General features: G+C 40.8%; 2 protein-coding genes. Both read right to left on the reverse strand.

Features of this window, described 5'->3' with window-relative positions; genetic code table 11:
• Positions 1–114: 114 nt before the first annotated feature.
• Positions 115–7875, reverse strand: coding sequence for a non-ribosomal peptide synthetase (locus BRLA_RS12845; RefSeq protein WP_003336214.1), 7761 nt, complete (start codon positions 7873–7875; stop codon positions 115–117).
• A 223-nt stretch (positions 7876–8098) separates the two neighbouring features.
• The gene (locus BRLA_RS12850) at positions 8099–15862 is read right to left on the reverse strand and encodes a non-ribosomal peptide synthetase (protein ID WP_003336213.1); all 7764 of its coding nucleotides are present in this window, start codon (positions 15860–15862) and stop codon (positions 8099–8101) included.
• Positions 15863–15878: the final 16 nt, after the last annotated feature.

Consider the following 15878-nt stretch of genomic DNA (forward strand, 5'->3'; position numbering starts at 1 on the left):
ATGTCTCACTCCTACTTCTTCAGGTTACATTGACTGTTGCCTGATCCCTTGATACTTGCCACGGATTGAATCAGGCAACAATCTTTTTGAAAATACCGATCCTGTCGAAAGTTACTAATTTTCTAAGATCATTGCAAGGAGTTTCCGATAAGCATGAAGTAATTCTTTCATTTTTTCGCTTCTAAGCCTTTGAGGCTGATAGTCGAGACGGAAGTTGATATAGTTGCTACCTGATTCGATCTCAAGCAGGATATCAAATAAGTCATTTATCTCACTGCGCTTCGTTGCAAGTCCTTTTCGGTAAAGTAACGGAGTAACAGTGAATGGTTCCTTGGACATAACAAGTCCAGAAAGTCTATCTGCCTCGTATACCTTGATCTCCTCTTCTGCTTTTTGCTTCTGATGAACATAGCGGAACAACTCAGAAAAATTAGTCATTGAGCTTATATCTACATCTAGTGACATAAACTGATTAGGCGCTTGCATCAGTAGCTGAACAGACACTTGCTCGGAACCACTAATTTGCGATAGCAAAAATGCATAAGCAGCGACAAATATATCGTCTATGCTCACTTGTTCTACTTCCGCTAATCGCTGTAATTTCAGCATAGTGGCGGATGTTAATTCTGCTTCAAATATAGAACCCGGCTCGCTCATTTGATTACTAGCAAAATAATCTCGTCCCATAGGAATGCTTGGTAATGTAAAGGTTCTGGCTTGCTCCTTATCACCATGCATAATTAGATTCGCGATCTTACTAATTGATGGATAAGTGAACATATCGGTAACAGTCACATGATTGGGGTATTTTTCATCCACACGGCTGTGCATCCGCACCAATAATAAAGAATTTCCACCGAGATCAAAGAAATTGTCGTGAACACCAAAGCCAGTGACTCCAAGTAATTCTTCCCAAATAGAAAGTAGCACTTCCTCTATCTCATTTGAGGCAGCGACAAATGCCGTACCTGTAGAAAGTCTAGATGTCGTATTTTCAAGTGCCTTGCGATCAGCCTTACCGCTTGGTGTAAGTGGCATCTTCTCTATTTGAACAAAATGTGCCGGAACCATATATTCTGGCAGTGCTTCTTTGACAAATTCACGCAGAGGAGCAACCGAAAGCTCGTTGTGAGCGACAATGTAGGCAATCAATATTTTGTTGCCAAACGTATCCTCGCTACTAAGAACGATCGCTTCCGTAATCTCATCATGGCTTAGTAAGCGTTGCTCAATCTCCCCTAATTCGATTCGATATCCTCTTATTTTTACCTGATGATCAGATCTTCCCAAATATTCAAGCGTTCCGTCCTCACACCATCTTGCTAGGTCACCTGTACGATACATGCGAACAGAGCTGTCAGCATGAAACGGATCGGACACAAACTTTTCAGAGGTTAGCTTAGGCTGGTTCAAGTAACCTCTTGCTACACCATCACCGGCTATACACAATTCTCCTTGGACGCCAAGGGGGACTAGCTTGTTATCTTTGTTTACAATATAGATCCTTGTATTTCCTATTGGCTGTCCGATGGTTACTGTTTCTTCATTGGTCAAATCAGCAATCGCGGAGTAAACCGTCGTCTCAGTAGGCCCGTACAAATTGAACAGCTTGGCCTGTGTGATGGCTTGCAGTCCATTCAATTGAACAGTTGAAAAAGCTTCTCCGCCAATCATAATGACCTCAAGCAAATGCAAACTGCGATGACATTCCTTATCATTCATCAGAAGCTGGAGGCGTGATGGAGTGACCTGTATCATGCTTGCCTCTTTATTGATGATTAACCTGCTCAAGCGTTTAGGATCACGTTGCTCACCTTCCGTAGCAATAACGACAGTAACTCCCTTTAACAATGGGACAAAGGTCTCTAGCACTAGCACATCAAAGCTAATATTAGTAACAGAGACAAGTCTTTTGCCCTCTTGGAAAGGTATGATTTTCACAGCAGCTTCGATAAAATTATGGACTCCGCGATGCTCAATCATTACACCTTTTGGCTTCCCAGTTGAACCAGAAGTAAAGCAAACGTAACAAAGCGAATTAGCGTCGATTAAAGTATGGATTGCTTCTGTAGATTGACTATTTATCATAGAAGCACCATGTTGTTGTCTGCGTTGAATGCTCACATTCTTTTTCGTCAAAGCATCCTCTGATAGACACGCTTTATCAATCGTAAATAAAGCATCATATCGATATCGAGTTAACTCATTTTCGATGGTGTGTTCTTTTTGAGAAAAAGTCACATGTGTAACCTTGTCATGCTTCGATAGCCAATCCTCTAAGAAAGAACGCGAGATAAACAGTTCAGTTGTAAATTCAGTTTTTGTACGATGCTTATCATCTTGAATCTGTGTTTTCTTATGCTCCGTTAATGACTGTATCATCTCTTCCTTCAACGACAAATCCATAATGTCGCCAACAAATAAAACCCCATTTTTCCCCATTAGCTCTAGCGCTTTTGCTAGGACAAAGCGTAAATAATTATGATTAGGGAAATATTGAATGACACTATTTAAAATCACTACATCAAAATCTCGTTCATCCAATTGGTCAATTTCGTGAGCAGGCAAAGTGGCAAGTTTTATGTTCGGAACACCTTCACGTAGCATTCTTTGCCTATTTTTTTCAATAATGACATCAGATAAGTCCGTACCATAATAAGAACCAACATATGGAGCTAGCTCAAACATTGTCAAACCTGATGAGCAGCCAATTTCCAAAACTCTCGTCTGAGAATGTAGATGAGGTTTTAGCTTATGCAGCACGTTTTTACTATACTCACTCATTTCCTCTAAAGAGAGGGGCTGTCCTGTATAACTGCTTACCCAGCCGCCAATTGAAATTTCATCATTTCCAACTGAACCGATATGATTCCACAATTTCTGATCAATCAGATCGTTCGTTTGGTTGGCGTCTATGGAAGTAATCTCATCTTTATCAAGGCAGACAAAGGTATCTAACGTTGGACATTCCCATTGCAACGCATTAAGCTGATGGATAAAACGCGAAGTAGATAGGACAACACTTATGCTAGCTTCATTTACGATTACCTTGACTCGTTCATCGGGTAATACAGGATCAATTGGTACATAGGCGGCTCCTGCCTTTAGAATGCCAAGCATTGCGATTAAGATAAATTCAGATCGTTCAATCAGGATTCCAATTAATTGATTTGGTTGTACCCGATGATGCTCAAGTAAATAATGAGCAATTTGGTTAGCCCTCTCATCTAATTCCTGATACGTTAGCGATCGTTCTTCACACATGAGAGCGATCTGATTAGGCGTTAGCTTTACACGTTCAGCAAATAATTGATGAATCGTTTTATCCTTGTCATAGAACATTGCCGTATCATTAAATTCAACGAGAAGCTGATTTTTTTCCTCAGGCAACAATAATTCCAAACTTTCAAACGTCAAATTCGGATTCTTTGTCACCATTTGTACGAAATGGATAAAATGTTTTAATAGTTGCTCTGCCGTTCTTTTAAGGAACAAATCTTTGCAGTATTCCAGACGGAAATGATATCGTCCTTCCCTTACTTTTGCTTCAAGAGTTAGGTCAAATTTAGATGTTTTATTTGGAAACTCCAATTGGCTAATGGAAATATCCTCTAATGTCAGCTCTTTACTATCCATATTCTGTAAAATAAACATGGTATCAAACACAGGGTTTCTGTCTACATTCCGTTCAACATCCAGCTTTTGGACCAATTCCTCAAACGGATACTCTTGGTGCTCATATGCTAGCAATACGTTTTGTTTCACTCTTGCAAGAAAGGAAACGAAGCTATCCTCTTGATCCACACGATTACGAATTGGCAACGTATTTACAAACATCCCCATTACGTTTTGTAAATCAGCATGTGTTCTTCCTGCAATTGGTGATCCAATCACTTGATCATTTTGTCCTGAATAGGTAGCCAGTAAGAAATGATATGCTGCAAGAAGCACCATAAATGGAGTCACGTTGTTTTCAAAGGCAAATTGATTTATCGCGGCAGTCTCTTCTTTATTCAACCCCATCCATATAGAATCTCCACGAAAGCTTTTTAATGGAGGACGGGGAAAATCGGTCGGAAGATGCAAGATTGGAATTTCTTCAGCAAATTGTGACAGCCAATATTGCTCTTTTTTAGCCCATTCATCTGAGGCTCCCTGTGAATTGTGCCAAACCGTATAATCTTTATACTGAATAGCCAATTCAGGTAATGATTTGCCTGCATATAAGCTCATGAACTCTTCGATAAATAACTCAAGCGTTGAACCGTCTGAAATGATGTGATGCATGTCAAACAAGAGTAGATATTCTTCCTTCTCTATATGTACTAGCTTGACTCTTAAGAGTGGTGCTTGTTGTAGATCAAACGGCTGTACAAAGGCTTCTACGATTTGTTTGATCAATTCAGACTGACCTATTTCCTCATCCATATACTCTAGTAATGAGTGTTCGGATATGGAAAAGGTAACTTTCGAATGAATCTGTTGAACAACCTCATTATTTATAAAATGAAAGGATGTCCGTAAAGCCTCATGGCGATCAATTAATTGATGAAATGCTTTTTCCAGTCGGTTACGATCTACATTGCCTTTTAGTGTGATCATTGCTGGCATATTATAGGTTGTTGAACCCTGTTCCATTTTATCTAATACGAACAATCTCTTCTGTGCAGAAGAAATCGGATAATAATCCTGTACAGGTGCTCTTTCAATGTGCCCGTTTGCTATGGATGCTTCACTTTCTATCAATGACGCTAATTCTGCAATGGTTGGTGTATGAAATACTGCTCGTAACGAAATCTGTTTGTTAGAGACTTTTCGTAATTTCGAGATAAATTGGGATGCTCTAAGTGAATGTCCACCCAGTTCAAAAAAATTATCATGAATTCCTATTTTTTCTACCTGTAAAATTTCACTCCAGATTTGCACCATTTTGATTTCTAGCTCTGTACGAGGCGCTACGTATTCTACTCCTGTGTTGATGCTAATCCCCTCTGGAGCAGGGAGCGACTTACGATCAATCTTTCCGTTTGGTGAATGAGGTAATTTATCTACCTGCATAAAATAAGAGGGAACCATATAATTAGGAAGCTCAGACGACAAGCTTCTTTTTAGTTCATTTACCGTTAATTGCTTATCCGCCACAAAATAAGCGCACAAATGCTTCGTCCCCTCTTGATCTTCCCGCGCAACTACGACAGCTTCCCGTACATCCTTTATTTTCACAAGCTGCGCTTCTACTTCTCCAAGCTCAATGCGATAGCCTCGAATTTTAACTTGATGATCGATTCTTCCTAAACACTCGATGGTTCCATCTGGGAGCCATTTTGCCAAATCACCTGTTTTATGCATCAGGCTCCCTGGCACAAATGGATTTTCTACAAACTTTTTAGCCGTTAATTCTGGAAGGTTCCAGTAGCCCTTTGCTAGTCCTTCACCCGCAATACATAGCTCACCTGCCACACCTATTGGTTGAAGCTGATTTTGAGCACTTAAAACATAGAAGTATTTATTCATGAGCGGCTTACCGACTGTGATAGCCTCTCCTGTCTTTATTTCTGCAACAGATGACCAAACAGTGGTTTCCGTGGGACCGTACATATTATACAGTCGTGCCCCCGTGTAGGTACGCAAGGTTTGTAGCAATGAAACAGGTGGGGCTTCTCCACCCAGCATAATCTCACGAACTCCCTCTAAACATTTGACACGCTCTGTGCCATGCATGGAAGACAATAACATTTGCATACGAGGAGGTGTCATTTGAAGCATATCAATTTTCTCTTTCCAAATGATTTCACTCAATACTTTTGGATCAGCCTGTTGAGCTTCACTAGCGATGACAACCTTTACCCCTTTACTTAGCGAAAGGAACGTTTCCAAAATGAATGGATCAAATGAAATCGTCGTAATACAAAGGATCGACTTCCCTGGAGAAAAATCAATTCGATCCGTAATGCCATCCACCTGATTGATAACTGATTGATGAGTAATCACTACCCCTTTAGGCTTACCTGTTGAACCTGATGTGTACATAACATAGGCTAAATTAGATGGGGTACTAATCGGTTCAAGATTGGTTGTGAGATCCTGATAAGAAGATTCTTCATCCACAGCAAGACATTTTCCAGCAAAGGTGATTCTCTCTTGTAAATGACTATGTACCACTACCAGTTTGGCATCCGTATCCTCTAGCATGTAGCGAATTCGCTCTTCTGGATACCCTGGATCAATCGGAACGTAGGCCCCTCCGGCCTTCAGGATTCCTAGCAGCCCAACTATCATGTCCATGGAACGCTCGACCAAAATACCAACAAGTTGATCAGGAGCTACTCCTTCTGCTCTTAGAGTACGTGCCAATTGGTTTGCTCGTTCATTTAACTCACGGTATGTGAGGTGCGCTCCTTCACAGACGATAGCAACTTGATCCGGGGTACGCTCAACCTGACTTTCAAATAACTGATGAATCGTTTGCTGCTGTAGATTCTTTACTGTTGTATCGTTGAACTTCTCAAGGATCAATGTTTTCTCGAAAGGAGTCAACATCTCAATCGAGAAGAGTTTTGCATTTGGGTCGCTTAGTATCCCTTCTGTCATTTGTAGCACATGCCCAGCAATACGCTCGATGGTAGATTCGTCAAAGCGATTTTGGTGATAAGTAATTCGTAATTCTACGTCCTCGTTCATGACGATTTCCAAGCAGAGCGGATAGTTGGTTAATTCGTTCATCTCGAAGGACCGTACTGACAAATCGGAAAATTTGTTCATCAGACTAAAATCCATCGGGTAGTTCTGAATGATCATAATAGAATCAAATATCGACTCCTGATGATCCAGTTGGGTCCATTTTTTAACATCAACAAGTGGACTTGCCTCAAAAGCTTCTCGGGCTTTCACTTGTTGGTGAACCATTTGCAGCAAATTGATAATTGTCTCGTCTGAGCGGTTTTGTACACGGAACGGTAGTGTATTGATAAAGAGACCTACCATTTGATCGATCCCTTTGATCGGTGCTGTACGTCCCGAACTCGTTACGCCAAACACAACGTCCTGATTGTTATTGTAGCGTTGCAGCACCATGCCCCAAACGGTATAAAAAAAGGTAGCAATCGTAATATTCTGCTCTTGGACAAATGCTTGTAAACGTTTGGTCAATCCTTGAGTGAAACCATATGTATAGCTTTTCCCCTGTTTCATAGCTTCAAGGCTATATTCTTTACGGGCAAGTACGTCTGATTTTGTGTCGAATCCATCAAGCAGGTTTTTCCAAAATAAAGTAACTTCTTCCTTCTTCTGCTGAGACTGACTCCATTTGATAAAATCCTTAAATTTACTTTTCTCTTTTGCCGTATGCTCCTGTCCTGCTTTAAGATTATGATAAGCTTGGAAAAATTCGTTCAGTAAAACACCATTACTCCAGCCATCATACAAAATATGATGATTTGTAATAATCATTTCATATTGATTGTCCGTCAATTTACACAAAGTAACACGGAACGGCTCGATATGTAGATGCAAAGGTTCCTGGAGGTCTTGTTGCTTCACACTTGCAAGCTTCTCCATTTTTTGTTCTGCAGGTACTATCGACAGGTCAATCTGTCTAAAAGAAACCGGCTTGTCCTTTAAAATGATCTGCACAGGTTTTTCTAAGTTTTCCCATCGATATATCGTGCGTAGCATCTCATTCTGTTGGGCCATGTAATCCCATGCTTGTTTCATTAGCTCTGGTTGAACACTGCCTTCCAGATTTAACGACAACTGTTCATAATACTCTCTACTTTCAAGATTATATAAATAGTAAAATAATATCCCTTCTTGAGAAGGCGTTAATCCCAAAATTTCTTCGACGTTCGCTTTGTCAATCTTCATTGTTTCCCCCATATACATCCACTCCATTTGTACTCTTGTCGGCCTTCTATTCAGTTCAAAAACGTACTTAGAAAAACAGAAGTTGATGAAAAAAGAAAAATGTACATACGCCAGAAAATTCCATGACTTAACAATATCATACAATTAAAAAAAATTCACTAATACTATAATAAAATAAGGAAAAAAGGTAAGACCGTGGTTTTTATCCCAAGGTCTTACTTCCAATCCATTTTATTTAAAACTGAAAGTCCAATTGATCAGAAATATCCATTTCGATTAAGTCATAGGATTCAGCAATCTCTATATCACTTAATTTTGTACCCGCTTCATTAACAATGATCGTTAGCAGCTTAAGAAAGGATTCTCCGAGAATGTTGATCGTACTCTCTGTAAATAATGCATTGGCATACTCAAATTGAAATACTAACTCCTCATCAGCTTCTATCGTAATGACGCTTACATCAAATTTAGACATACGATATTTATAATCAAAGCGAGATATGGATAGCTTATCAGTAGCATCATTACCTTCTGTGATGTAAGGCTCCTCAATATTTTGCAGGATAAACATGGTGTCAAACAGAGGATTTCTGGACTCATCCTTTGCTGCATCCAGCTTTTCTACGAGCATGTCAAATTGATAATCCTGATGATCAAAGGCTTGTAACACATGCTCCTTAACCATAAGCAGGAACTCGGTAAATGTCTGTTGCGTATCAGATTGTATTCGGATGGCCAATGTATTGACAAACATACCGATTACCTTTTCCAAATCTGCATGATGTCTGCCAGCAATCGGTGTTCCGATAATGATATCCTGTTGATGAGCGTATTTGGATAGCAGCACGTGATAGGCAGCAAGTAACACCATGTAAAGTGTTGTACCTGTAGTGCTAGCTAGATTACGCAATCCTAACGTCAATTCTTTATCGGCAAAGAACTCAACAAAACTACCCTCAAAGCTTTTCACAGACGGACGCGGATAATCTGTTGGCAACCCAAGCACAGGTAATTGACCGCTAAATTGCTCTAACCAGTAATTCTCTTGACCTTGCATAACCTCAGACGCCAGTAGCTTGTTTTGCCAAGCTGAAAAATCCTTGTATTGAATTCTTGGTTCTGGAAGTTGCTTTTCCTGATAGAATTGCACCAGTTCATCTAACAAAATAGCTATGGATGACCCATCCATGATGATATGATGCATATCCAGAACAAGTACATGGTATTCATCTTCTACTGTGACCACGAAAACACGTAGCAGTGGTGCCTTGCTCAAGTCAAAAGGAGCCACAAGTGACTGCACAACGGAGTAGAGCTGTTCGTGTGTTGAGGTCACTTCTTTTATGTCTAGCTCCAGCTTCTCCTGAACATATTGAACAGGCTCTCCTCTTTCCCATCCGAAAGAAGTACGAAGAATCTCATGACGCTCCACCAGTTTTTGAAAGGCTTGATGTAGACGCTGTTTGTCCACTTTTCCCTCAATAATAAACATATTCGGAATATTATAGGCGATACTCTCTGAATCACGTAGATTTACAAGAAACATCCGTTTTTGTGCAGAAGAAAGCTGGTAGGCTTCTTGTTTTTGGACAGGTTGGATTATCGGATAAGCTTTTTTTCCACTGCTCTCTACTAGCTGTGCTAAGTCTTTGATGATAGGTCTGTCAAAAAAGTCCCGTAACGAGATATCTACCTGTAGCTCCTTATTGATACGTGAGATGACGGTCGTTGCCTTGAGTGAATGGCCACCGTTTTCAAAGAAATGATCTTCAATACCTATCCCAGCCGTATCAAGCACGCTTTCCCAGATCGCAATTATTTTTTCTTCAATCTTGTTACGCGGTGCTACGTATTTGCTTTCTAGTACATTTCGATCAGGTTTTGGCAACGCCTTGCGATCTACCTTGCCATTTGCAGTCAAGGGGAGTTTCTCCATTTTTACGAAGAAGGCTGGAATCATATAGTCTGGCAATGTATTTGCTAAATGACTTTTCAACTGATTAATTGGCACATCTTGTTTTAGCACCACATATGCACATAAGCTCTTCTGACCTCTTGCATCCTCAATATCCATTACTACTGTTTCTAAAATATTGGGATGATTGTTGATCTGATTCTCAATTTCCTCCAATTCAATACGGAATCCCCGAATTTTAACCTGATAATCTTTACGCCCAAAAAACTCAAGTGTTCCATCAGAGAGCCATCGTCCCATGTCTCCTGTTTTATAGAGTCGTACCCCTTTATGATCAGCAAATGGATCGTCCATAAATACTTTGGCGGTTCTTTCTGGATCATGTAAATAACCTCGTCCAACCCCTATGCCAGACACACAAATTTCACCTTTAATTCCAACCGGGCAAAGATTCATTTTTTCATCCACGATGTACACCTTAAAATTGTGCAGAGGTTTACCAATCGGAACGATTTCGCTCTGAGGCAATTGATCTATGATATGAATCGTAACATCGTCTGACGCCTCACTAGGCCCATAAGCATTCGCTAGCGGAATATGCGGGAAGAGCTTAAACCATCTCGCTACCAGGCTACGTTTAATTGCTTCTCCTGTGACACTTACATATCGAAAACAATCTAACGACAAGTTGTTTTCTTCTACATGATCTAACATCACAGACAAAACAGATGGAACAACTTGGAAGATGTTTATCCGATCTTGAATAATTTGTTCAATGCAAGCGTTAGGCTCCATTGTCATCTGATTATCATAAATAATGGTTGTTCCACCTAAGATAATAGATGTAAAAAATTGCCACACCGAAATATCAAAGCAGTGAGAAGCTGTTTGAGCGATTCGACAATCTTCACCCAAATTAAGCCGCTGTTTCATCATATGTAGATGATTCGTAAGTCCGATATGCTCTACCATCGACCCTTTTGGCTTGCCCGTTGATCCTGATGTATAAATGATATAAGCAAGTTGATTAGGCTCAACCCTCACTCTGAGGTCATCTTTCATTTCCTGATTGATGGCATCCATTTGAGCATCGAGGCAAAGAATGGTGCCCTTGTAGTTTTGTTTAATCTCAGGCGTTACAAATGCAGATATAGTTATCAGTACCGTCGCTCCTGAATCTTCGAGAATACCCATAATTCGCTGTATAGGATAGGCCGTATCAATAGGGATATAAGCCCCACCTGCTTTCCAAATCCCTAGAATACTTTCCATCATTGGAATGGAGCGTTCTAAGAAAACAGCAACGATCTCTTCCTTTTGCAAACCAGTTCTTTGGATAAACCGCGCCATTTGATTTGCCCGAGCATTTAACTCTTCATACGTGATTTGTTGATCTCGATGTATCGCAGCAATGTCAGTAGGTCGACATTCCACCTGCTCTTCGAATAATTCATGCACCGTTTTGTCCATTGGAAAATCACATGTAGTGTTATTAAAATCATCGAGAATTTGTTTCTTTTCCTGTTTTGTCAACATCGTAAGATCAGAAATAGGTTGTTCTGGATTCTCCACAATGGATTCAAGCAGCTCTCGATAATGCTCCATCATCCGGCTAATGGTGGTAGAAAAAAAGATATCCATGTTATATTCCGCTACCAACAGTAGGCCGTCTGGATGCTCTGCGATATCAAACAAAAGGTCAAACATAGACGTGCCTCTATCAATTTCCGGATGAATCAGCGTCTCATCAGAGAGTTTAAAATCTGTGCGACGAGTATTTTGCAATGTGAACATCACCTGAAAAATGGGCGTGATGTTTTTGGTACGTTCAGGTTGTAAAACCTCCACTAATTTTTCAAATGGAACATCCTGATTGGAAAACGCTTCAAGCGTAACCTCCCGCACTTGCTTTAAGAGTTGAGTAAATGTTGGATTATCCGCCAATTGAGAGCGTAATACAATTGTATTAGCAAAGAATCCAATCATCCCTTCAGTCTCCAAGCGTGTCCGATTAGCAATTGGAGAACCAACTAGGATATCTGTTTCGCCCGAATATCGACTAAGCAATACGTTAAACGCTGACAGCAAAGCCATATAAAGAGTCACACCTTGACGCTTGCAAAGAACATGTAATTTCGTAACAAGCTCTTTCGGCATAACTAACGTGTCCCGCTGACCTGCACCACTGGCTACACTCGGACGAGTCCGGTCTATTGGTAATTGCAAAACAGGTAAATCTCCAGCCAACTGCTTTTTCCAATAGGCTAGTTGCTGATTCATCACTTTACCATCTAGCCATTTACGCTGCCATGCGGCAAAATCGGCATATTGTAGCTGCATTTCTGGTAAAGGTGACGGTTTTCCTTGGCTAAATGCTTCATATAAAACAGATAACTCATGTGTAAATATCTGTAAGGACCAACCATCCATAATAAGGTGATGCATGGTGTAATAAAAGACATAATTCTCATCATCTTTTTTGAATAATATGAACCGCACCAACGGACATTTCGTTAAATCAAACGGTCGATTAGCATCCTCATTGGCCATATCAATGATACGCTGATGGCGTTCTGAAGCCACAACGTCACTCATATCAATCACCGGAATGCGAATGGGCTGGAATGGATAACTGACCTGATAAGGTTTTCCGTCTTTTGAGATAAAGCTGGTGCGCAGAATTTCGTGTCGACGAATAATCTCATTGACTGCACGCTCCAGAGCATCAATGTTCAAATTCCCTTTGAGTGTATTTGCCACTGGGACATTATAGGTTGCACTTCCAGGTTCAAGCTGCTCAACAAACCAAACTCCCTGCTGTGTATACGATAGGACAAGATCACTATCGCGTGACACCGGAACTAATGGAACTGATACAGATTGCTCTCCGGAAGCTATGATTTCGTCAATTTGTTTTCCCATTGCTTGGATCGTTGGATTTTCAAAGAACGTTCGCAAGGATATTTCGATATGAAACGTATGGTATATTCTCGATAACAACTGAGTAGCTAGTAGGGAATGGCCACCACTATTAAAAAAATCATCAATGATACTAATGCGATCAATTCCTACTATTTCTTTCCAAAATCCAGCTAAAATGAGCTCTGTTTCTGTAATAGGTTCAATAAGCGGTGTATTGCTTTCCTCTCGTTCTATTAAAGGAGCCGGCAATGCTTTTCGATCTACTTTCCCATTTGGAGTAACCGGCACATGATCCAAATAAATAAACGCAGCAGGGATCATATGCACTGGCAATTTCTTCTCTGCATAGCTGCGAAGCTCACTAGCGGAAAGTATCTCTTGATTGTAGGTCGTAAAATAAGCAATCAGTTGCTTGTTGCTATTTTGATCTTCTCTCATGATTACTACTGCATCTCGAATTTCTGGATGCTGACCCAAAACAGCTTCAATTTCACCTAATTCAATTCGAAATCCGCGGATTTTCACCTGATCATCCTTGCGTCCGATGTAGCTTAAAGTCCCATCTGGCAAGTACCGAACAATATCCCCGGTCTTATATAAACGATCCGTTGCGTTTGGTGAAAATATATTCTTTATGAAGCGTTCATTTGTGATCTCTGGTCGATGTAAATATCCTAGAGCAAGACCAGGCCCTCCTACATACAGCTCACCTGGAACTCCGATAGGGACGATTTGTAAATATTGATCGAGAACGTAGACCTGAGTATTAGCAATAGGCTTCCCGATTGGGATTGATAAAGCATCAGCAGGGACTTGCGTAACATGATGGGTCGTAGTAAACGTTGTACATTCTGCCGGACCATAAACATTAATCAGCTTCTTCGGCTTACCTTTTTCTAAGGCTATTCTTACCCATTTCGCATCAGCCGCTTCTCCCCCGAATAAAACCGTAATATTTGTAAACATGTCAGGACTTTCCCCTGCATATTGGTTGAACAGGGCAGTCGTGCATAGCATCACGGTTATCCCATAACGTTGAATCTCTTTCTGGAAAGCATACGGAGATAGAACAACGTCCGGCGCAATAAGCACAAGCGTCGCACCATGCAGTAGCGTCCCCCATAGCTCAAAGGTAAATGCATCAAAGGATGTGTTATTAATCTGCGCTAAACGATCGCTAGGCTCCCATTCTATATAGGAATGATTTTTTACGAGACGAACAATCCCCTGATGTGTAACCCTTGTCCCTTTTGGGATACCTGTTGATCCGGAGGTATAGATAACATAGGCCATATTCATAGCAGTAGCGTTGCTATTAGGTGTTGATAAGCTTTCCTGATCAAGGTCCTGAGCGTCGCTATCTAGTAGTACTAGTGTCAGATCATCGTTTGAAAACTGTTGATAATGAGACTGTTTGGTAATCAGCACAGATAATTGAGAGTCCTTGATAATAAAGGAAATTCTCTCCTCAGGATAGGTAAGATCAATCGGTAGATACGCTGCTCCCGCTTTCAGTATTGCTAGGATGCCTATGATCATCTCTGGCGATCGTTCCATACTGATACCCACAAGCGTGTCTGGCTGCACACCTAATCGTTGAAGTCGATGAGCCATCTGATTGGATTTCTCATGTAATTCTCGATAGGTAAGCTGACTTTTTCCGTCAATAATTGCGATTTGGTCTGGAGATTGTCTAACCTGCTCTTCAAATAACTCTTGAACAAGCGTTTGACTTGGAAATGGAATATTCGTCTCATTCCAAGTCGTAAGAAGTAGGTTACGTTCGGAATCATCTAGGAGAGAAACCTGCCCGATCGAAGTTTCCGGATGAACCATGATATCTCTTAGCATTGTAGTTAGATGCCCTGTAAAGCGTTTGATCGTTTCCTCTTCAAAGCGTTCCGCATCAAAAATGATGGTCCCTACTAAACCTGCTTCTTGTTGGGAAATAGCAAGAGCAAGCTCTGTATCATCACTCCAGAATGGATCATCTATCTCACCCGTTACAAATAAAATCTGAAATGCAGACTCTCGATAGACCGAAAATTCCTGCTCAAAAGCGCTAGCGTCTACTGTACGTTGGACACGCTGAAGCAATTCATTGAAGCTTGGATTTCCAGAAAAGTCACTGTATATAGAAAGCGGAGCATCTTTGCTAGGATCATCCTGTCTGATCCATCCGCTTACAATGCCGTTCTCACCTGTATAACGGTGAAGAAGCAATTGCCAGACACTTAATAGCGTAACAAAAAGAGAGCTGCCAGCTGTTTCTGCTAGTTTTGTAAGTTGTTTGCTTTCCTCATTTGAGAGAGTAAATTCAATAGTTCCCCATTTGTTTGGGGCATGATGTAAAAGAGAATGCTCCAATGGTAGCTGTAAGGTAGGCACACCCGTCAGTAACCCATTCCAATGCGTGAGAAGTTGATCCATTGCTTGCAGTGAATCCCCCGTTTTACTGGTAATCAAGTGTAAAACAACAAACAAACGATTCACTAGCTGTCCAACACCCTCATCACTGTAGAGAGCTGGGTGATAATCTAATTGGAGAATCAGACCCTTATCTTGTTTTTTAAAATGAAACACCATATCAGCAGGAATAGACTCTACACTTGCTTGATCATGTATGTTATCTAGCAGAACGATGGTTCCAAAGATCGGTCTGCTTTTTTCCTCATTTGACATCCCCAATAAGCTAGCAATTACATGATGCGGCAGACTTTGATGTTTCACTGCATTGGCTATCGTAGCTTTTAAGGTAGGAAGCACCTGTTTCCAGGTTAGGGAACGCTCTAAGGAACTGCGAATCGGCAAGACATTGGAAATAGCCTGCTGACCCCCCTCTTTTTGTTGAAAAACAGGCATTCCGACAATAATATCGGAACGCTGTTGGTATGTAGACAAAAGATACTTTATTCCCGCAAGCAAAAACATGTATATGCCGTAGTCTGAGTTGTTACTCATGCGCATAATGCTTTCCACTATTGCAGGTGGAATTGGATAGCTGACGGAATTCATATCCTCTACTTTATTGGCAAGAGGGCGTGTTTCAACGGGGAAACCACTAAAATCAGCGACACCCTCCAAGTTCTGAAGCCAGTAGGAGCGTTCTTGCTCAAATTGTCCGCTTGCAAGTAAAATGTTATGCAAAAAATTGGTGCTCATTGGAATCCCCCTTTCT

The organism is Brevibacillus laterosporus LMG 15441 (assembly GCF_000219535.2).
Classification (GTDB): Bacteria; Bacillota; Bacilli; order Brevibacillales; family Brevibacillaceae; genus Brevibacillus_B; species Brevibacillus_B halotolerans.

Bases quoted from the DNA above. Each gene is read 5' to 3' on its own strand.
- BRLA_RS12845 (WP_003336214.1), bottom strand. From the start codon at position 7,875: ATGGGGGAAACAATGAAGATTGACAAAGCGAACGTCGAAGAAATTTTG.
- BRLA_RS12850 (WP_003336213.1), bottom strand. From the start codon at position 15,862: ATGAGCACCAATTTTTTGCATAACATTTTACTTGCAAGCGGACAATTT.